Source organism: Flavobacterium johnsoniae (assembly GCF_030388325.1).
In the GTDB taxonomy this organism is placed as follows: Bacteria; Bacteroidota; Bacteroidia; order Flavobacteriales; family Flavobacteriaceae; genus Flavobacterium; species Flavobacterium johnsoniae_C.
In genome coordinates this window covers 4,984,589-5,006,991 of record NZ_CP103794.1, presented here as the reverse complement: position 1 = coordinate 5,006,991, position 22,403 = coordinate 4,984,589, and the positions used below count along the sequence as shown (strand labels likewise).

General features: G+C 37.7%; 9 protein-coding genes. All 9 read left to right on the top strand.

From position 1 onward, the window contains the following. Positions 1-75 precede the first annotated feature (75 nt). Positions 76-2,499 (top strand): sugar-binding domain-containing protein, encoded by a 2,424-nt coding sequence (locus tag NYQ10_RS21175; protein ID WP_289878109.1) that lies wholly within the window; start codon positions 76-78, stop codon positions 2,497-2,499. 44 nt (positions 2,500-2,543) lie between these two features. Further along, positions 2,544-4,457, top strand: a complete 1,914-nt coding sequence (locus NYQ10_RS21170) for a glycoside hydrolase family 97 protein (protein WP_289878108.1) — start codon at positions 2,544-2,546, stop codon at positions 4,455-4,457. 108 nt (positions 4,458-4,565) lie between these two features. Beyond that, positions 4,566-5,183: a hypothetical protein gene (locus tag NYQ10_RS21165; RefSeq protein WP_289878107.1), complete on the top strand. Its 618-nt coding sequence runs from the start codon at positions 4,566-4,568 to the stop codon at positions 5,181-5,183. A gap of 155 nt (positions 5,184-5,338) precedes the next feature. Continuing rightward, the gene (locus NYQ10_RS21160) at positions 5,339-6,130 is read left to right on the top strand and encodes a CPBP family intramembrane glutamic endopeptidase (RefSeq protein ID WP_289878106.1); all 792 of its coding nucleotides are present in this window, start codon (positions 5,339-5,341) and stop codon (positions 6,128-6,130) included. 33 nt (positions 6,131-6,163) lie between these two features. Beyond that, entirely contained in the window at positions 6,164-6,631 is a 468-nt protein-coding gene (locus NYQ10_RS21155; RefSeq protein WP_289878105.1) for a CPBP family intramembrane glutamic endopeptidase, read from the top strand. A gap of 291 nt (positions 6,632-6,922) precedes the next feature. Then, on the top strand, positions 6,923-9,649 hold the full coding sequence (locus tag NYQ10_RS21150) for an alpha-L-rhamnosidase (protein ID WP_289878104.1): 2,727 nt from the start codon (positions 6,923-6,925) through the stop codon (positions 9,647-9,649). A 443-nt stretch (positions 9,650-10,092) separates the two neighbouring features. Next, entirely contained in the window at positions 10,093-11,157 is a 1,065-nt protein-coding gene (locus tag NYQ10_RS21145) for a helix-turn-helix domain-containing protein (RefSeq protein WP_289878103.1), read from the top strand. A 428-nt stretch (positions 11,158-11,585) separates the two neighbouring features. Further along, on the top strand, positions 11,586-12,353 hold the full coding sequence (locus tag NYQ10_RS21140) for a hypothetical protein (protein ID WP_289878102.1): 768 nt from the start codon (positions 11,586-11,588) through the stop codon (positions 12,351-12,353). An 11-nt stretch (positions 12,354-12,364) separates the two neighbouring features. Further along, a complete protein-coding gene (locus NYQ10_RS21135; protein ID WP_289878101.1) occupies positions 12,365-22,381 on the top strand; it encodes an Ig-like domain-containing protein in 10,017 nt (3,338 codons plus the stop codon). Positions 22,382-22,403: the final 22 nt, after the last annotated feature.

Genomic DNA, 22,403 nt, shown 5'->3' with positions numbered 1-22,403 from the left:
TGTTTCAAGTTTCAGGTTTCACGTCCAAACCTAACTTGAAACTTGAAACCTGAAACAAAAAAATAACAAAAAAATATGTTAACCAAGAAAATCCTAATCCCCGTTTTACTCTTTTCATGTTTGTCTGCAAGCAGTCAGATTTCGTTTGGAGATTCGAAAAAAATCAATGATAATTGGAAATTCAATCTTCAAGATGTTTCCGATGCAAAAAATGCCACTTTTGACGATAATAAATGGCAGAATATCAATGTACCGCACGATTGGAGCGTAAAAGGGCAATTGAGTCCAACGCTGGCAAGTTGTACGGGATATTTGCCTGGTGGGATTGCTTGGTACAGAAAATCAATCAATATTCCGCAAAGCAAATCGGGCGAAAAAGTGTATTTGTATTTTGAAGGCGTTTACAATAGAAGTGAAGTTTTTATCAACGGAAAATCATTAGGAAAACGCCCAAATGGTTATATTTCTTTTGCTTATGATGCAACACCTTTCGTGAAATTTGGTGGAGAAAATACCATTTCTGTTCGTGTAGATCACAGTCAAAGTGCCGATTCAAGATGGTATACTGGATCAGGAATTTACAGAAATGTTTGGTTGGTTTATGCAAATCCGGTTCATATTGCGCAATGGGGCGTTTACGCTTATCCAGAAGTTAAAAAAGGAACAGGAACTCTAAATGTTGAGGTTGATGTAGAAAATGGATCTTCTTCAAAATCAGCATTAACTGTTGTAAACGAATTGTTTTCAAAAGACGGAAAAACAGTAGCAAAAACCTCTTCAAAAGTGGAAGTTGCTGCCAATCAAAGCGGAAAAATTTCAACAAAAATCAATGTCAAAAATCCACAATTATGGGATTTAGACAATCCGAATTTGTATGAACTCAAAACAACGGTTTTTCAAGACGGAAAAGAAATTGATAAAACAGTAACTCAAACAGGTTTCAGAAGTTTTACATTCGATCCAAATAATGGTTTTGCCCTTAACGGAAAAGGAATGAAAATGAAAGGGGTTTGTTTGCACCACGATGCTGGAGTTTTAGGTTCTGCAGTTCCAAGAGAAGTTTGGAAAACAAGATTGCAAACATTGAAAGAAATAGGTGTAAACGCAATTAGAACAAGTCATAATCCGCAAGCACCAGATTTCTACGAACTTTGCGACGAATTAGGGTTATTGGTTTTAAACGAAGCTTATGACGAATGGGAATTTCCAAAACGTAAATGGCTGGAAGGCTGGAATTATGGAACTCCAGGTTTTCAAGGTTCGTTTGATATTTTTGCCGATTATGCCGAAAAAGATTTAGAAGATTTTGTACGCCGTGATAGAAACCATCTTTCCGTTTTCGGATGGAGTATTGGTAACGAAGTAGATTATCCAAATGATCCGTATTCTCATCCAGTTTTAGATAAAGGAAAAGACGGTTTCGGACAAGCGGCTTATGGCGGTTACAAAAAAGATGCGCCAGATGCCATGCGCCTTGGTGCAATTGCAAAACGTTTGGTTGCCGCAGTAAAAAAATACGACAAATCACGCCCGACAACGGCTGGTTTAGCGGGAGTTGCTATGTCTAACGAAACAGAATATCCAGGCGCTTTGGATATTACTGGATACAATTATACCGAAAGTAAATACAAATCAGATCACGAAAAATATCCTAAAAGAGTAATTTACGGTAGCGAAAACGTTCATGACATGGAACCTTGGCTTGCGGTAAAAAACAACAAATTTATTTTTGGTCAGTTTCTTTGGACAGGAATTGATTATTTAGGAGAATCTGGAAGATGGCCTTCAAGAGGATTTTATTCTGGTTTAGTTGATTTTGCAGGAGTTATTAAACCTAGAGGTTATTTCCGTCAGTCTTTATGGTCAGATAAACCAATGGCTTACGTGGGAACTTATCCTTTAGTAAATGAAAAAGATATTTCTAAAGATGCGTGGGCAATTTGGAATTATGAAAACGGACAAAAAATTCGTGTGGTTTGTTATACCAATGCTACAAAAGCACGTTTAGAATTGAACGGAAAAGTAGTAGGAGAAACCAAATTATACGACGAAAAAACAGGAATTATTTATTGGGATATTCCTTTTGCAGCTGGAAAATTAGAAGCAATTGGTTTAGATAAAAACGATAAAGAAGTAAGCCGTTACGCCATAAATTCGACACAACAACCAGTTGAATTAACGATTGCTGATAAAAATATCACAATCAGTAAAGATAAAGGAGTTGCCAAAATTATGGTTCAGGTTAAAGACCAAAACGGACTTCCAGTAATGCTTTCTGATAATGAAGTAACTTGTACAATTTCTGGTTCAGGAACTTTGTTGGGACTTGAAGCAGGAAATAACAGCGATATGACCGATTATACAGATAATGTACAAAGAGTATTTCATGGACACATTGCCGCTTATATTCAGGCAAAAGGAGATTCGACAGAACCTATAAAAGTTAAATTCACAAGTCAATGGCTAAAACCAGTTGAGGTTACCATTAATGTAAAATAAAAAATGTCCCTTATGGGACATTTTGTCTATAAAAAATATTCGTAATGAAAGCAGCAAGAAACATTCTGATTCTAATTTTTGTATTGAATTTCTTTTTTTCAAATGCACAAGAATTGGTGTCTCCGAATGAGAAAATTAAAGTAGAACTGAAAACGGCAAAAGGAAAAGCTGATCGGGTTTATTTTAAAATATCATATAAAAATAATGACGTTTATACCGAAGTTTTGCCACAATCTCAACTTGGAATTGTACAAAAAAATGAGCATTTTGATAGTTTGAAATTTATCGGAGAATCAAAAGTTATTGATATACACGATAATTATCAAATGATTTGTGGCAAACGCGCGCATTGCGAGAATTTTGGACGCGAAAAAAAGTTTAGTTTTAAAAACAAAAATAACCAGAAGCTTGATGTCGTTTTTAGGGCTTACAATAATGGTGTTGCGTTTCAGTATGTTTTTCCAAATCAATCAGAAAAGAATATTAATATAACAGAAGAACTTACAACTTATAATATACCAGAAGGAACTTCTAGATGGATTCAACCATATCAAGTTTCATATGAAGAGTTTTTTCCTCAAAGCAATACAGGACTCAATTCTCAAAAAAATGCTGATTGGGGTTTTCCTGCTTTATACAAAGTAAATGAACAGCCAGTTTGGGTACTTATTTCTGAGGCAGGAATTACAGAAAATCATTGTGCTTCGATACTTAATAATTCACAAAAGCCATCTGAATACAAAGTAACTTATCCTGCTGTAAGAGATGATTTTAAGCAGATTGGAGCTGGAGCCAAATTACCTTGGAGTTCTCCGTGGCATACGTTTGCGATTGGGAATTTATCGGACATCGTAGAATCAAATTTGGTTACAGATGTTAGTGAATCCACTCAATTGAAAAATACAAGTTGGATTAAACCAGGCGCTGTTTCTTGGATTTATTGGGCGTATAATCATGGCTCAAAAGATTATAAAAAAGTGGTTGAATATGTAGATTTAGCTGTAGAAATGAAATGGCCATATGTGTTAATTGACTGGGAATGGGATGTTATGGCTAACGGAGGTAACTTAGAAGATGCATGTAATTATGCTAAAAGCAAAGGTATTAAACCGCTTATTTGGTATAATTCAGGAACAAGCTGGCTAGAACCAACGCCGGTAGATCGATTACTTACAGCCGAAAAAAGAAAAAAGGAGTTTGAATGGCTGAATAAAATAGGTATTTACGGAATTAAAGTAGATTTCTTTGCTGGAGATCAGCAAGATATGATGAAGTATTATATTGATATTTTAAAAGATGCCGCAAAATATCATTTAATAGTGAACTTTCATGGAGCTACTATTCCGCGCGGCTGGGCTAGAACGTATCCAAACTTAATGACAACAGAAGCTGTTTATGGCGCAGAATGGTATAATAATAAAGCCGTTTTAACAGATAAGGCGGCAGTTCATAATACAACACTTCCATTTACAAGAAACGTTGTCGGTTCAATGGATTATACGCCTGTCACTTTTTCTGATAGCCAACATCCTCATATTACATCTTTTGGACATGAATTAGCTTTATCTGTAGTTTTTGAGTCAGGTTTACAGCATTTTGCAGATCGCCCTTCGGCTTATTACGATTTGCCTACAGCACCAAAAGAGTTTCTTAAAAATTTCCCTACTGCTTGGGATGATACAAAATTGATAGATGGATTTCCAGGAGAAAAAGTAATTATGGCTCGCAAGAAAAATAATCTTTGGTATATCGGAGGTTTAAATGGAAAAGACATCGCTCAGACTTTGACCCTTAATTTTAATTTTCTAGAAAATGGAAATTATGAGTTGCTGTTAATTACTGATGCAAAAGATAGTAAATCTTTAGATTCTAAAATATTAAAAGTTAAAAAAGGAGAAGCCATTAAGATCGATTGCCTTTCAAGAGGTGGTTTTGCGGGTGTGTTAAAAACAAAATAGTAAGTATAAAAACCAGAAAAGAAGTATAATTGCAAAAACTGGACTATTATTAAGTTAGTGTTCTTGAGTAATTTTGAATAGAAAATTTTACTATCAAAAAATTTAATCATGTCAAAATTTCATCTCAATATAAAAGAATTAGTTCAAGGGGAATTCAAAATAAACAAAGTAAACATAGCTTTTGTTTTTCAGGTAAATTGTCCCGGTTGTTTTATCTACGGAATTCCCATTACGAACGAGCTTTACAGATTATTTAGTGATAAAGTTGGTTTTATCGGAATTGCTACTGCTTTTGAAGATTTTGAATATAATAATGAAGAAAGTCTAAAGTTACTGCTGGAAAACGGAACATTAGTTGGCGAAACAAAAAAATATTACACGACAAACTATGGAATTTCGAACTATGGAGAAACGCTGAATTTTCCAGTCGCTTTTGATAGCATTATTTCTTCAGAAGAATTTATAAATTCAAATAAGGTGGAATTGATTTGTAACGCCATTCCTAATTTTGAAAATTTTCCTGAAAAGGAAAAAGAAATTGTAGTGCAAAAAGTAAAAGAATTTTATTCTGAGATAGCTTTATTAGCAGAAACTTTTACACTTAATCAATTAAAAGGAACTCCGTCATTTGTTATTTTTGATGATAATTATAATGTTTTAGGAAATTATTTTGGTCATCAAAATTTAGAAATCTTAAAAACTAAAATAGAAGATTTATTGAGTTAGTTTAAACTTTTCTTTGTTGCGAAATTTTTCTGTTTCTTAATAAATATTGTAATTCATCATTGAACAATCTTTTTTTAAGTTTTAAGAAATAGATAGAAATAAAAAAAATAAAATATTACTAGTATTTTTCGTACTACAAAATATATATTTGTAGTATGAAAAAAATAATCAGCTTTTATATTAAGGCATTTCTGCAGATTTCTTTTATTTCTATACCTTTTATTTTTTTAGCTTTTCCTGATTTGAATAAAAATGAATTCACCTATAAAATTTGGATTTGTTCTTTTTTTCCTCAGTTGGTGTACATCATATACTTATTCAAAAAAAATAATTTATACGGCTCCTTTAAAACAGCTCTTTTTTATAAATCATTTGATTTTAGAGCTTACGTATTTTCATTTTTTTTACCGTTTACAATCTATTGTTCTCTGATTGGTCTAGAACTTATAAGAATCAGTAAAGAATTTCATTGGGATATTGATATTCTCTTTTTCTTTATAATGATATTTTTTTCGGCTTTATTAGAAGAGATATTATTTAGGTTTATACCTTATTCTTTTTTAAGTAATGAATTTACACTCAAAAAGATACTTTTAATTTCGTTATTTTTTAGTGTATTTCACTTATTCAATCCAAATATTACTATTATTGGCGCTGTTAATATTATTCTTGCGGGTGTCTTTTTTAGTTTAATATACTTAAAAAGTAATTCACTTTTTTTAGTAACCGTAATTCATGCTTTTTGGAATTTTACAATAGGGTGTTTACTCGGAAGTAATATTAGTGGAATGAAAATTAAAAGTATTTTAAAATATAATGCTCAAAAACCATTTATTTGGAGTGGAGGTGAATTTGGTTTTGAAGGATCAATTATTACTACAATATTCTTTTTGGGTACTTCTATTTTTTTATATAATTTAAAAACAAGCCGAATATTTAATTATTAATAACCCAATATTTTTTTAAAAAATTAGTTCATAATGATTGCAAAAATAAAAAGTTTTGTACTTGATCTTAAACATTGGCAACTTATACTGCTTGTAATTCTTTTAAATTTTTTAAACAACTATATTTTTTCTGTTGTTTCAGATTTATTTGATGTTCCTTTAAACGAAGGTTTTAATGATCATTATACTATTAAAGAAAAAATAGTTTTATTTATTATTGTTGCTCCCTTTATTGAAACTTTGTTGTTCCAGTATGCAGTTATTGAAATTTCAAAGAGTATAAAAATGGCATTGAAATATTGCTGTCTTGTGTCTGCCTTTGCTTTTGCAGCATTTCATCTCTACAATTTTTTTTATTTCTCCTATGCATTCGTGACAGGTTTACTGTTTGCTTATTTATATACAAGAGGTAAAAATCAAAGAAGTGCAATATTGCTGCCATTCATTGCTCACGTAATTTACAATGGTATTGTTTTTATAGGGAAATATTATTTCGCTTAGATTATTTTTAAAATATTTGAAAACCTTTAAGAATGCAAAAAAGTCCCAATCTTTTGATTGGGACTTTTTTTTGCGCTAAGAACAAGATTCGAAGCAATTATATCAAATCCACATTTTTTAATACCAATAAATTGATTTTTGACATGATTCGTTGAAAAATAACACGATATGTAAATACAGGTAAAGATTATCTTATTTTATTTTGCATATACGAGGTGTTTAATTCTATGCCTTATTTCAAAAAAGCAAAATCCTAAATAATTTTTTCATAATAAATTAAAATCAATTTCTATGATTAAGAGAATAATTCTTCTTTGCCTTTTTCTACAAATAGTTACGGTAAAAGCACAAACACAAGTAACGAGCCTAACTACAGAAGGTCTTACAAATCCGCTAGGAATTGATAATCTGCAACCGCATTTTAGCTGGCAATTAATAGCTAAACAACGTAATACGATGCAGCTTGCCTATGAAATCAAAGTCGCAGAAAGTGAAACTGGATTTAATAAAGATTTATTATGGTCAACAGGCAAAGTTATATCCGATCAATCAATACATATTCCTTATGGCGGTAAACCTTTAGAAGCTGGAAAACGTTATTATTGGCAGGTAAGAATATGGGATAATAAAGGCAAATTAACAACATGGAGCAATGTTGCTTATTGGCAGATGGGTTTATTGAAAGAAAATGACTGGCAAGCTCAATGGATATCTCCGGGTTACGCAGAAGAAAATGATCGTCCATCGCCACTTTTAAGAAAAGAATTTAAAATCAATAAAAAAGTAAAATCTGCAACTGCTTATATTACTGCACACGGACTTTACGAAGCACAGATCAATGGAAAAAAAATTGGCGATAAATACTTTACGCCAGGTTGGACAAGCTATAAAAAACGTCTTCAATATCAGGTTTATGATGTTAGTGATATGTTTATTAATGGTAATAATGCAATAGGAGTAATGCTGGGCAGTGGTTGGTATCGAGGTTATTTCTCGCTTGGAAATTTCAAAGACATTTATGGTAGTGACATAAGTTTGTTGTTTCAGCTAAATATTACCTATACAGACGGCAGTACAGAAACTATAAATTCAGATGGAAGTTGGAAATCTTCGACAGGTGCCGTCAGAAGTTCAAATATATACGCAGGTGAAGTTATAGATGCGCGTCTGGAAAAAATTGGCTGGGCTACACCAGAGTTTAATGATAAGGACTGGTCTGGAGTTAAGGTGCAGTCTTTTCCTAAAAATATATTAATTGGCACATACAATGAGTCGGTTACACGACACGAAAAATTTATTCCTAAAAAGATTTTTACCACTCCTAAAGGTGATCAAATAATAGATTTTGGTCAAAATCTTGTTGGCTGGGTTACTCTTAAAGTTAAAGGCGAGGTTGGCCAAAAGATAACAGTTTCTCATGCAGAAGTATTAGATAAAGATGGAAATTTTTATACAGAAAATCTACGAATAGCGAAGGCTCAAGATATTTATATTTTAAAAGGAGGAAAACAAGAAACTTTTGAGCCGCATTTTACATGGCATGGCTTTCGTTATGTAAAGTTAGAAGGATTTTCTGGAGAACTTAAGCCAGAAGATTTTGAAGCTTGTGCATTGTATTCGAATATGGAAAAAACGGGTAGTTTTACTACTAGTAATGAACTTATCAATCAATTACAGCATAATATAGAATGGGGACTTAAAGGTAATTTTCTGGATGTTCCGACCGATTGTCCGCAGCGTGACGAACGTCTTGGTTGGACTGGAGATGCTCAAGTATTTTTTCGTACGGCCTCTTTTTTAAGAGGAGTCAATAATTTTTTTGTTAAATGGATGAAAGATCTCGCAGCAGATCAATTTCCTGATGGAAGCGTTACGCATGTCGTTCCAAATGTCTTAGCCGATTTTGAAAGGGGAAGTAGTGGCTGGGGCGATGCTGCAACGATAATTCCATGGAATATGTATTTAGCTTATGGAGACAAACGTATACTTGAAACACAGTATCAAAGCATGAAAAATTGGGTAAATTATATTCAATCACAAAGCAAAAATAATCTCTGGAAGCAAGGCAGACATTTTGGCGATTGGCTGTTTTATAATGTTCAAGATGATCTTTTTGGAGATTCTGCTATTACAAACAAATATTTGATAGCACAATGTTTTTATGCTCATTCGGTTCAATTACTTATAAATACGGCAGAAGTGCTTGGCAGAAATGATGATGTGAAAGGATATAATTTATTGCTTCAAGAAATTAAAGATGCATTTTTAAACGAATATACAACTGCTAATGGCGCTACAGTTTCAGACACTCAAACATCTTATGTTTTGGCGCTTCATTTTGATATGTTGCCTGAAAAACTTCGCCAACAGGCAGCTGACAGACTTGCTGCAAATATTAGAAGATATGATACTCATCTAACAACAGGGTTTTTAGGAACACCATATCTTTGCCATGTGCTAAGCCGATTTAATTATACTGATTTGGCTTTCGAATTGTTGTTGCAGAAAACTTATCCTTCTTGGTTATATCCTGTTACAAAAGATGCAACAACGATATGGGAACGTTGGGATGGAATTAAACCTGACGGCAGTTTTGAGAATTCTGACATGAATTCTTTTAACCATTATGCCTATGGCGCTATTGGCGACTGGATGTACAGAGTTGTTGCCGGTCTCGATATAGAAGGTGATGGTATAGGATATAAAAAGATTCGTATTCATCCGCATATAGGAGGCGACTTTAATTATGTTTCTGCCGATTACAAAACTCCTTATGGTAAACTTTCTTCAAACTGGAAAATAAATGGCAATAAATTAAATTTAAAAACCGAAATACCACCGAATACCGTAGCTTACATAAATATTCCTGCGTCATCATTGGAAGGTATTACAGAAAGCGGAAAGAATTTATCTGCAAGTAAAGAAATTGAAATTGTAGAGAAAAAAGAGAATAGTATTGTGGTTAAAGCAGGTTCAGGAATATATGAATTTAGTATTCCTTATACAATGAAGAAGTGATTCAATAGTCTTTATTTTTAGTTTTAAAAAGAACTTTTGAAAAATTATATTTAGAATATTGTCTAAAAATCCTAATCAAACGATTGGGATTTTTTTTGTGGGAAGAATAACGTTAGCTTTAAATTGTCATTTTTGTTTTGGTAATCGCAAAAAAAATGTGAGTATAAAGCTTGAAAAAATTTAATTTTTGTAAATAATATTTTTATTTTTGCTGCAAAATTTACCCCCAGATTTTTATAGTATTTAAAGTTTGTTTTTTTTATTTAAAATATATTTTTAATACTTTTCCTACTGCAATTTTTATATGAAATGCTTCGGTTTGCCGAAATTTTTCTTATTTTAGTGATATGTTCCTCTCTTTTCTTAGATAGGAAAAATTTATGTTTTAGTTTATACGCCTTTAAAAATTTGTCTAACAGCAGATTTTTATAAAATTTTATTATATGACCATAGAGAATTGGCCTAAACATATTCAGAAATATCTTTTTCTGCTGAAAGACGGTTTTTTTCAGTTTCCTTACCTGTCTAATTCGCCTCAGATAATGATTGACAGTATACTGAAACTTCCTATAATTAAGCATTTCCCATTAAAAAACCGTATTGATTTTAATACCTCTTTATGCAGTGCAAAGATGTATTATAGAGAATTTGAAAAGGGTTTCTGGTTGATCACTTTTTACATGACGCTGAGAGAAAATATCATGGCTTTGTCAAGTTATGATAAAAGTAAATCGAGTGACTATTATCTGTTAACCTTTTCTATTTTCGAATATCAGTTTCCTTTAGGAAATGGTGATTTTTTAACTCTTCTAAGTACATGTTGGACTATCAGTAAACCAAATACGGAGATTTCTAGCTATTTCTATAAAGGATCTGATGGTAAATTTTTTACCATTGCAATGACAAAAGAATGGGTAAAAAACAATTTTACTTCTAAAAAGTTTAAAGAACGAAAAGCAATTTTAAACTTTTTAAATGGAGAAAAAGGCTCTTATACTTGGCTTGATATTTCTTCTAAAGCACATGAAATTGCAGCAGATTTATCACAATTACTAGAAAGGGAGAAAAATGAAGAATCTGATATTGCATTAATGCGAAGAAAGATTATGAAACTTATGATTATTTTTTTTGATAATGCTTTTAATGATAGCCGCATTACCGATAATATTTCATTAAGCAACATCGATTATTTGAATGTTTCGAAAGCGGAAAAAATTATTCTGCAACATTTAAATCTTCCATTCATAGGAATTGAGTTTATAGCCAAAGAAGTTAACATGTCTGCAACGAAATTAAAATCAAATTTTAAAGCTGTTTTTGGTTTTTCGATGCTACAATATCACAAAGAAAAAAATCTTGTACTGGCAATGCAATTAATAGAAAAATCTAAATTTAATATTCAAGAAATAGCTGCTATAACAGGCTATGATTCTGCGGGAAGATTTGCATCAAGTTTCAAAAAACGATTTGGGAAACTTCCGTCAGAAGTACGTTTTTTTTCGACGTAATGCCAACTTTTTTTCATAAAATATTATATTTCTTACTTATTTATAACCAATTAGTATATTCTTCTATTTGAGTTACTGTTTTGTATTTCAGTGATTTAAATTTTTTAAGGCATATGTTTTTTGTGAGATTTTTTTTGCTTTAGATTTATTTTTTCTAAACTGCAAAATATGTCCGAATTGACTATCTATCGCTCAGATTTTCAGCTACATTTGGCTCTGAAAAAAAGGGGATTGGCATTTTTCATGATCAGCTAATATGATCGTCAATCCTTACTCTTAGCTGAATTTTCAGCATTATAAATTTTATTAAACATCAAAAAAAATGCGGCGATATAAAAATCGAGCGTAGTGTCTTTGTTGTGCTTTTTTTTTGCCCCGAATCTTAATTTATTTATTATATGGTGAACTTTACTTATCTAAAAAATTTAATGTTGAATAAAGAACGGATTCCAAACTCTTCCGACAGTTCTTTATTGCTGTTATCTGCTGATAAGGATATGACGCAGATAAGAAAAGAAAGTTTAAAGTCTTGGAAATTACAGACTGTATTTCTTTTGTTTTTTGTTTTAGTTGGCAGTTTTAAATCTGTTGCACAAAATATAGGCAGCACAGATTCAAACCAGTATTTTAAAATAATCTCTTTCGGAGAAAAAATTGATTTTGAAAATATAGACCAGACCATAACTTGGACTGTATCTAATGCCAAAAACAATATCTACACAACTTTGAGAGGTAACGAAATTAACGATTACGTGTTTCAGGAACCAGGAGAATATGAGATTAATTTTCAGGAAAATAAACCGCATGATGAAGAATGTCATCATCCACAATTTGCTGAAAGATTCAAGATAAAAGTTGAGCCTGTAAGAATGTCTTTCGATTTTTCTAAAATCACTTTTTCTGAGAAAATAGAGAGAGGAAGAAATTATACAGATTTGATAATTACTGTTCCTGCGGAAATCACTACAAAAGACAATTCTATTACAAAATTGTCTGTACCAAAAATGTCGGTTGCAGGCTTAGGAGTTTCATTTACGGTTGAAGCATTAGAAAAAGAAATTGTTATTGGCAATAAAACACAATTATTGAAATATAAATTATCGGGAGTTGTTAATCAAGAAACTTATTTAATGTTTGATTTTTATGATTTTAATAATCAGGCTCAGACTTTCAATTTCCATCAGATAATAAAATAATCAAGTTATTTATGATAAAAAACTACTTTACTTTAAATAGCGTACTCAATTTAAAAAAGGCAATTGCTTTGTTTTTTGCTTTTTTTATATTCAGTCAGGTATCGAATGCGCAATGTGCCATTCCTGTCCAAGGATGTTCTGGTACCAATTTATCTAATTTTGGTGCCGATTCTAATAACGATGCATCATCAATAGAATATGATAACTTTATTTCAAGTTTTCATAGTACCATCGTTCGAACTTCAGATGGTACCCTTCAAGTTTGGGGAGAAAGAATGGCAAATAATGGTACTGCTAATGTATTAGTGCCACAAGCAATAAATAGAACAAATTATCCTGCATTAACTTCTGGAGCTACACCTCTTAAAGCTGCATTAGGAAGTAATTCTGCTAATCGAGCACAAGGAATACTTTTGGCAACAGATGGATTGTATGCTTGGTCTACTGTAGGAAATGTTCTGGCTAGTTCATTAACTACAAATTCAACTTTTCAAAAAATAACAATAGGAGGGAATTCAAATGGATTGCCGACAGGTGTTAGTCCAGGAGATGTGAAAATGATGTTTGCGACTTTTCAAACATTAGCAATTACAACTTGTAGTGGAGATTTATGGGTGATTTCTCAAGTACCAAGTGTTCGAGGAAATGGTGGAACTGGAGATTCTGTAACTTGGTACAAGGTGAGAACTTCTGCAGCTGGTAATCCATTTTTAACAAATGTTGTTGTATGTAGAGGAAATAGTGAAGGACTTATGGCCTTAAGAGCAGATGGTTCTGTTTACGTTTGGGGTAACAATGTGTTATTAGGAGATAATACTGCTATTGTAACCAGCCAAACTACTGCTAGACAGATGACTCTTCCGGCCTCTATAACTCCTAAAATGATTGGCTCAACAGGTATTAGTGCTGAAAAATCGTACTATGTTTTGGCGACTAATGGCAATTTATATGGATTAGGAGAAAATACCGGAAGACAATTAGGTGATTGGACAACAACGGATCGATTGTCATGGGTGCAACCAAGGTATACATCTGCCGCTGGCCCTGTTATGAATAATATTAAATGGATTAGTGTTCAAGAGCATGATACTGGATTTGGAGCAATTAATGTAATTAACAGTAGTTATAATTTATATGCTTTTGGGCAAAATGATTATAATTTACTTGGAACTACAGGAAATTCTGTAAATCCTGTTATGCCAAGCGGTATATCTGCTTCTGATCGAATTTTAGCTGTAGAAACAGGAGGGCATACTTCAATGATTGTTAAAGCCTGTGAGGCTAAGTATGGTTATGCGGGGCATAAAATTAGAGGTAGTATGGGAGATGGTACTGATGATACATCGCAAGAAGCAGTTTATACTTTTGCTACAGCCAATGTACAGATTTGCGGAGCAGAATCAAATCCAGTTATTCAGCCTATTTCATTAGGAGGAGGACCAGATTCTAAATATTGCATAGATGATCCAGTTTTATTGAATCCTACTCCTACAGGAGGAGTATTAGAGCTTATAAGCGGTCCGGGAACTTTAAATGGAAACACTTTAAGTTTTACAGGAGTAGGTACAGTTCAAGTTCGATATACAGTTACTACATCGTGCGGAGGAACTACAGTAACCAACAGAAATTTTGAAGGAGCACTTTGTCCAGCTGATCTTGAGATTACAAAAGTGGCGAATAATAGCACTCCAAGTATTGGAGATAATGTTATTTTTACCATTACAGCAAAAAATAACGGAGCCTACAAAGCAACTGGAGTAACTGTAAATGATGCACTTCCGACAGGATATACTTTTGTAAGCGCAACTCCTTCTGTAGGAAGTTGGAGCGCTCCAACCTGGACCGTAGGAAGTCTTGCGAGCAACGCAACAGCTACCCTGCAGATTACAGGTACAGTGAGAGGAACAGGAGCATATGCAAATACCGCAACGATTTCTGGAAATAACCCAGATGGTAGTACTGCAAATAATTCAGCAACGGCTACACCAGTAGTTCGAACGAATCTTTCGGTTACCAAATCCGTTGATAATACGACACCAAATGCCGGAAGTGATGTTACTTTTACTATTACTGCTTCTAATGCTGGACCAAGTGCGGCAACAGGAGTTAAAGTAACCGATGTACTTCCAGCAGGGTATACTTTTGTGAGCGCTTCTCCATCTACGGGAAGCTGGTCCGCACCAGATTGGACTATTGGAAATCTTGCCAGCGGAGCAAGTACCACTCTTACCATGACAGTGACAGTTAATGCTTCAGGTTCATATGCTAATACGGCTTCAATCTCTGGTGAACAAACAGATCCAACTCCTGGAAATAATTCAGGTTCGGTTACACCAACAGTCAATCATGCGCCATCAGCTGTAAACGATCCATATACAGTAAATGAAGACAATACCGTAACACTTACGCCATTAACTAATGACAGCGATGTTGACGGTAATACGATTAGTTTGGTTTCTATTAATGGAACAGCAGTAACTGGCGCAGCTCAGAGTATTACAGTTTCAAACGGAACAATAAACATTACAGCTTCTGGAGTAATTACTTTTACTCCCTCAGCAAACTTTAATTCGACAACGGCATTAAGCATTCCGTATGTGATTACAGATGGAAGATTAACAGCAACTGCCAATATTTTAATTACTGTTAATGCCGTAAACGACAATCCTGTTGCGGTGAAAGACGAGTACACGGTTGCCGAAGACAATACGGTTACCCTGACGCCTCTTGCCAACGATACGGATGTTGACGGCGACACGCTTTCCATCACATCGATCAACGGAACGGCTTTGACTGGAAACGCGCAGACAATCACGGTTCCAAACGGAACGGTGAACATTTCGGCTGCTGGCGTTATCACCTTTACGCCATCGGCGAACTTCAACTCGACAACCCCAATCAGCTTCCCATATGTGATCAATGACGGGCACAGCGGAACAGCGACGGCGAACATCGAAATCACCGTTACGGCAGTGAACGATAATCCGGTTGCGGTGAAAGACGAGTACACGGTTGCGGAAGACAACACGGTTACCCTGACGCCGCTTGTCAACGACACGGATGTTGACGGAGACACGCTTTCAATAGCATCCATCAACGGAACAGCTTTGACTGGAAACGCGCAGTCTATCTCAGTTCCAAACGGAACGGTGAACATATCGGCTGCTGGCGTTATCACCTTTACGCCATCGGCGAACTTCAACTCGACAACCCCAATTAGCTTCCCATATGTGATCAATGACGGGCACAGCGGAACAGCGACGGCGAATATCGAAATCACGGTAACTGCCGTGAACGACAATCCTGTTGCGGTGAAAGACGAGTACACGGCTGCGGAAGACAACACGGTTACCCTGACGCCGCTTGCCAACGACACGGATGTTGACGGAGACACGCTTTCAATAGCATCCATCAACGGAACAGCTTTAACTGGAGCTGCGCAGTCTATCTCAGTTCCAAACGGAACGGTGAACATATCGGCTGCTGGAGTGATCACCTTTACGCCATCGGCTAATTTCAACTCGACAACTCCAATCAGCTTCCCGTATGTGATCAATGACGGGCACAGCGGAACAGCGACAGCGAATATCGAAATCACGGTAACTGCCGTGAACGACAATCCTGTTGCGGTGAAAGACGAGTACACGGTTGCCGAAGACAATGCGGTTACCCTGACGCCTCTTGCCAACGATACGGATGTTGACGGCGACACGCTTTCGATTGCATCGATCAACGGAACGGCATTGACGGGCGCAGCGCAGACAATCACGGTTTCAAACGGAACGGTGAACATTTCGGCTGCGGGCATTATCACTTTCACGCCATCGGCGAACTTCAACTCGACAACCCCAATCAGCTTCCCATATGTGATCAATGACGGGCACAGCGGAACAGCGACAGCAAACATCGAAATCACGGTAACTGCCGTGAACGACAATCCTGTTGCGGTGAAAGACGAGTACACGGTTGCCGAAGACAATGCGGTTACCCTGACGCCTCTTGCCAACGATACGGATGTTGACGGCGACACGCTTTCCATCACATCGATCAACGGAACGGCATTGACAGGCGCAGCACAGACAATCACGGTTCCAAACGGAACGGTGAACATATCGGCTGCGGGCGTTATCACTTTTACGCCATCGGCGAACTTCAACTCGACTACACCGATCAGCTTCCCGTATGTGATCAATGACGGGCACAGCGGAACAGCGACAGCCAATATCGAAATCACGGTAACGGCGGTAAACGACAATCCTGTTGCGGTGAAAGACGAGTACACGGCTGCCGAAGACAATGCGGTTACCCTGACGCCTCTTGCCAACGACACGGATGTTGACGGCGACACGCTTTCCATCACATCGATCAACGGAACAGCTTTAACTGGAAGCGCTCAGTCTATCTCAGTTCCAAACGGAACGGTGAACATATCGGCTGCGGGCGTTATCACATTTACGCCATCAGCGAATTTCAACTCGGCAACTCCAATCAGCTTCCCGTATGTAATCAATGACGGGCACAGCGGAACAGCGACAGCGAATATCGAAATCACGGTTACGGCCGTAAACGACAATCCTGTTGCGGTGAAGGACGAGTACACGGTTGCCGAAGACAATGCGGTTACCCTGACGCCTCTTGCCAACGATACGGATGTGGACGGGGACACGCTTTCCATCACATCAATCAACGGAACGGCATTGACAGGCGCAGCACAGACAATCACGGTTCCAAACGGAACGGTGAACATCTCGGCTGCGGGCGTTATGACTTTTACGCCATCGGCTAATTTCAACTCGACTACACCGATCAGCTTCCCGTATGTAATCAATGACGGGCACAGCGGAACGGCAACAGCGAATATCGAAATCACGGTAACTGCCGTGAACGACAATCCTGTTGCGGTGAAAGACGAGTACACGGCTGCCGAAGACAATGCGGTTACCCTGACGCCTCTTGCCAACGACACGGATGTTGACGGCGACACGCTTTCCATCACATCGATCAACGGAACAGCTTTAACTGGAGCTGCGCAGTCTATCTCAGTTCCAAACGGAACGGTGAACATATCGGCTGCTGGAGTGATCACCTTCACGCCATCGGCTAATTTCAACTCGACAACTCCAATCAGCTTCCCATATGTGATCAATGACGGCCACAGCGGAACAGCGACAGCAAACATCGAAATCACGGTAACTGCCGTGAACGACAATCCTGTTGCGGTGAAAGACGAGTACACGGCTGCCGAAGACAATGCGGTTACCCTGACGCCTCTTGCCAACGACACGGATGTTGACGGCGACACGCTTTCCATCACATCGATCAACGGAACAGCTTTAACTGGAGCTGCGCAGACAATCGCGGTTCCAAACGGAACGGTGAACATCTCGGCTGCTGGCGTTATCACTTTTACGCCATCGGCTAATTTCAATTCGACAACCCCAATCAGCTTCCCATATGTGATCAATGACGGGCACAGCGGAACAGCGACAGCGAACATCGAAATCACGGTAACTGCCGTGAATGACAATCCTGTTGCGGTGAAAGACGAGTACACGGTTGCCGAAGACAATGCGGTTACCCTGACGCCTCTTGCCAACGATACGGATGTTGACGGCGACACGCTTTCCATCACATCGATCAACGGAACGGCTTTGACTGGAAACGCGCAGACAATCACGGTTCCAAACGGAACGGTGAACATCTCGGCTGCGGGCGTTATGACTTTTACGCCATCGGCTAATTTCAACTCGACTACACCGATCAGCTTCCCGTATGTAATCAATGACGGGCACAGCGGAACGGCAACAGCGAATATCGAAATCACGGTAACTGCCGTGAACGACAATCCTGTTGCGGTGAAAGACGAGTACACGGCTGCCGAAGACAATGCGGTTACCCTGACGCCTCTTGCCAACGACACGGATGTTGACGGCGACACGCTTTCCATCACATCGATCAACGGAACAGCTTTAACTGGAGCTGCGCAGTCTATCTCAGTTCCAAACGGAACGGTGAACATATCGGCTGCTGGAGTGATCACCTTCACGCCATCGGCTAATTTCAACTCGACAACTCCAATCAGCTTCCCATATGTGATCAATGACGGCCACAGCGGAACAGCGACAGCAAACATCGAAATCACGGTAACTGCCGTGAACGACAATCCTGTTGCGGTGAAAGACGAGTACACGGCTGCCGAAGACAATGCGGTTACCCTGACGCCTCTTGCCAACGACACGGATGTTGACGGCGACACGCTTTCCATCACATCGATCAACGGAACAGCTTTAACTGGAGCTGCGCAGACAATCGCGGTTCCAAACGGAACGGTGAACATCTCGGCTGCTGGCGTTATCACTTTTACGCCATCGGCTAATTTCAATTCGACAACCCCAATCAGCTTCCCATATGTGATCAATGACGGGCACAGCGGAACAGCGACAGCGAACATCGAAATCACGGTAACTGCCGTGAATGACAATCCTGTTGCGGTGAAAGACGAGTACACGGTTGCCGAAGACAATACGGTTACCCTGACGCCTCTTGCCAACGATACGGATGTTGACGGCGACACGCTTTCCATCACATCGATCAACGGAACGGCTTTGACTGGAAACGCGCAGACAATCACGGTTCCAAACGGAACGGTGAACATCTCGGCTGCGGGCGTTATCACATTTGCGCCATCGGCGAATTTCAACTCGACAACTCCAATCAGCTTCCCGTATGTGATCAATGACGGGCACAGCGGAACAGCGACAGCGAACATCGAAATCACGGTAACTGCCGTGAACGACAATCCTGTTGCGGTGAAAGACGAGTACACGGTTGCCGAAGACAATGCGGTTACCCTGACGCCTCTTGCCAACGACACGGATGTTGACGGCGACACGCTTTCGATCACATCAATCAACGGAACGGCTTTAACAGGCGGAGTCCAGTCTATAACAGTTCCAAACGGAACGGTGAACATCTCGGCTGCGGGCGCGATCACTTTTACGCCATCGGCTAATTTCAACTCGACAACTCCAATCAGCTTCCCGTATGTGATCAATGACGGGCACAGCGGAACAGCGACAGCAAACATCGAAATCACGGTAACTGCCGTAAACGACAATCCTGTTGCGGTGAAGGACGAGTACACGGTTGCCGAAGACAATGCGGTTACCCTGACGCCTCTTGCCAACGACACGGATGTTGACGGCGACACGCTTTCGATCACATCGATCAACGGAACGGCACTTACAGGAGCTGCCCAAACCATCACGGTTCCAAATGGAACGGTGAACATCTCGGCTGCGGGCGCGATCACTTTTACGCCATCGGCTAATTTCAACTCGACAACTCCAATCAGCTTCCCGTATGTGATCAATGACGGGCACAGCGGAACAGCGACAGCGAACATCGAAATCACGGTAACTGCCGTGAACGACAATCCTGTTGCGGTGAAGGACGAGTACACGGTTGCCGAAGACAACACGGTTACTTTAACACCACTGGCTAACGATACGGATGTTGACGGGGATACGCTTTCCATCACATCGATCAACGGAACGGCATTGACAGGCGCAGCACAGACAATCGCGGTTCCAAACGGAACGGTGAACATCTCGGCTGCTGGCGTTATCACTTTTACGCCATCGGCGAACTTCAACTCAACGGCACCGATCAGCTTCCCTTATGTTATTACTGACGGGACTCTAACGGCAACGGCTGATATCGAAATCACCGTTACGGCAGTAAATGATGCACCAATTGCAAAAGATGATACAAATAATATAATCGCATCAACAGCAGGAGCTACAACCATCAATGCCTTGATAGCTACAGATATTGATGGAACAATCGCTAGTTATACAATCTTGAGTTTACCAGCTAATGGAACTTTAACTTTAGCAGGAAATCCGATTAGTTTAAACCAAATCTTGACACCAGCTGAAGCAGCAATGATTATGTACACTCCGAGTGGAATATTTACAGGAAATGTAACATTTGCTTTTACAGCAACAGATGATTTAGGTTTAACAGCATTAGCTCCTGGAAATATAACTATTCCAGTAGGTAATAATGCTCCAGTTGCAAATGATGATACAAATACAGCAATTCCATCAAGTGCTGGAGCGACAGCAATTAAAGCTTTGAGTGCTACAGATTCAGATGGAACAATTGCAAATTATATTGTATTGAGTTTGCCATTACATGGAACATTAGCTTTAAATGGCACACCTGTGACTGTTGGTCAGGTTTTAATACCTGTAGAAGCAGCGGTATTGACTTATGATCCAAGCGGTACATTCTCAGGAAATGACTCATTTACTTTTACAGCGACAGATAATAATGGTGCTGTAGATGCTACGCCAGCGGTAGTTACTATTCCTGTTGAAAAGAGAACGCTTATTGCTCTTAAGGATGACATTTCAGTTGTTGGTATTAATGAAACAGTTAAAGTAATTAATGTTTTAAATAATGATACATTAGATAATAATCCTTTAACTATTAATGATGTTAATTTAAATATTCTGACTCCAGATCCAAATAATGTATTAACGTTGAAACCTGATGGAACAGCAGAGTTAGTTCCAAATGCTCCAGCGGGAACCTATACATTGACTTATGAAATCTGCGAAAAAGCAAATTTAGGAAACTGTACTTCGGCTTCAGTTACAGTAACGGTGGTTGCACCAACTATGACTATTACTGCAGAAAGTTATTGTTTAAATAATGCTCCGTATGTATCATACAACGTGAAAGCAGATAATTTCACTCCAACTGGTCTATTGACTATTAATTGGATTGATAGTGCAAATCGAATTGTAGCAACACAAACAAATATGCCATTAAGTGGCAATGTATTGTGGCCAGGTGCAACAGTAAATGCAAACAATATGCCTACAGATTGGCCAGGATGGATATTAACTAACGGACAATGGATTGAAGGAAATGATGGTTTTGAATTAACAAGACCAGCAGTTACAATGCAGTTTACATTGAATCCAACTCAGTCAGTAGTTGTAAATTATCCTGCAGCGGTATTAGGTTGTAATGCTAAACCTCAGTTCGGAATTGAAGCTGGAAGTGATAATGATATAACTAGAGCAGATGGATTAAATGGTTCATTAGAAGTTATCAACGTTTTAACGAATGATAAATTAAATGGTTTACCTGTTAATCCTGAGGATGTTATTATAACAGCAAATAATTTCCCACAAGGAATTACATTAAATCAAGATGGAACAATTGATGTTGCTCCAGGAACTAAAGGTGGTGACTACACTCTAACTTACCAGATTTGCGAAAAAGCAAATCAGAATAACTGTAGTTCGGCAACTGTTCGCATTTTTGTTGAAACACCATCAGTTTCTTTAATTATGAAAGTTACTTTGAATGACGAAAATGGTAATGGTAATGTTGAAGCAGGAGAAACCTTGACTTATACATTTACAGTTACGAACACAGGAAACGTCGCTTTAAGTAATTTGACGATTGCTGATCTTCTGCCTGGTATTGTAATTAATGGTGGACCAATATCGTTAGGTGTTGGACAAAGTGATAGTATAACATTTACTGGAACATATACTTTAACCCAAGCAGATATAAATGCGGGATCTGTAACTAATCAAGCTTCAGTTTCAGGAAGTACTCAAAGTGGTATTCTGGTAACAGATCAGTCAGATTCTGAAAACGTAAACGGTGATAATCCGACAGTTATTGAACTAAACGGATGTAGCATAAAAATCTATAACGCTGTTTCTTTAAACGGAGATAAGTTCAACGAGAGATTCTACATACGAGGAATTGAATGTTATCCTGAAAATACAGTTCAGATCTATAACCGTTGGGGTATTCTAGTATTCGAAAGAGATCATTATAACAATAATGATATTGTTTTTAAAGGATACTCAGAAGGAAGAGTTACTGTTAAAGAATCAAACGGACTGCCTGAAGGAACTTACTATTATATCCTGAGATATAAGGATAATAATTCTAAACCGAAACAAGAGGCAGGATATCTGTATCTGACTAGATAATATTTCCATATAAATAAAAATG

What these genes read in the sequence shown, in the direction of transcription:
- NYQ10_RS21175 (WP_289878109.1), top strand. Translation starts at nt 76, where the DNA reads ATGTTAACCAAGAAAATCCTAATCCCCGTTTTACTCTTTTCATGTTTG.
- NYQ10_RS21170 (WP_289878108.1), top strand. Translation starts at nt 2,544, where the DNA reads ATGAAAGCAGCAAGAAACATTCTGATTCTAATTTTTGTATTGAATTTC.
- NYQ10_RS21165 (WP_289878107.1), top strand. Translation starts at nt 4,566, where the DNA reads ATGTCAAAATTTCATCTCAATATAAAAGAATTAGTTCAAGGGGAATTC.
- NYQ10_RS21160 (WP_289878106.1), top strand. Translation starts at nt 5,339, where the DNA reads ATGAAAAAAATAATCAGCTTTTATATTAAGGCATTTCTGCAGATTTCT.
- NYQ10_RS21155 (WP_289878105.1), top strand. Translation starts at nt 6,164, where the DNA reads ATGATTGCAAAAATAAAAAGTTTTGTACTTGATCTTAAACATTGGCAA.
- NYQ10_RS21150 (WP_289878104.1), top strand. Translation starts at nt 6,923, where the DNA reads ATGATTAAGAGAATAATTCTTCTTTGCCTTTTTCTACAAATAGTTACG.
- NYQ10_RS21145 (WP_289878103.1), top strand. Translation starts at nt 10,093, where the DNA reads ATGACCATAGAGAATTGGCCTAAACATATTCAGAAATATCTTTTTCTG.
- NYQ10_RS21140 (WP_289878102.1), top strand. Translation starts at nt 11,586, where the DNA reads ATGTTGAATAAAGAACGGATTCCAAACTCTTCCGACAGTTCTTTATTG.
- NYQ10_RS21135 (WP_289878101.1), top strand. Translation starts at nt 12,365, where the DNA reads ATGATAAAAAACTACTTTACTTTAAATAGCGTACTCAATTTAAAAAAG.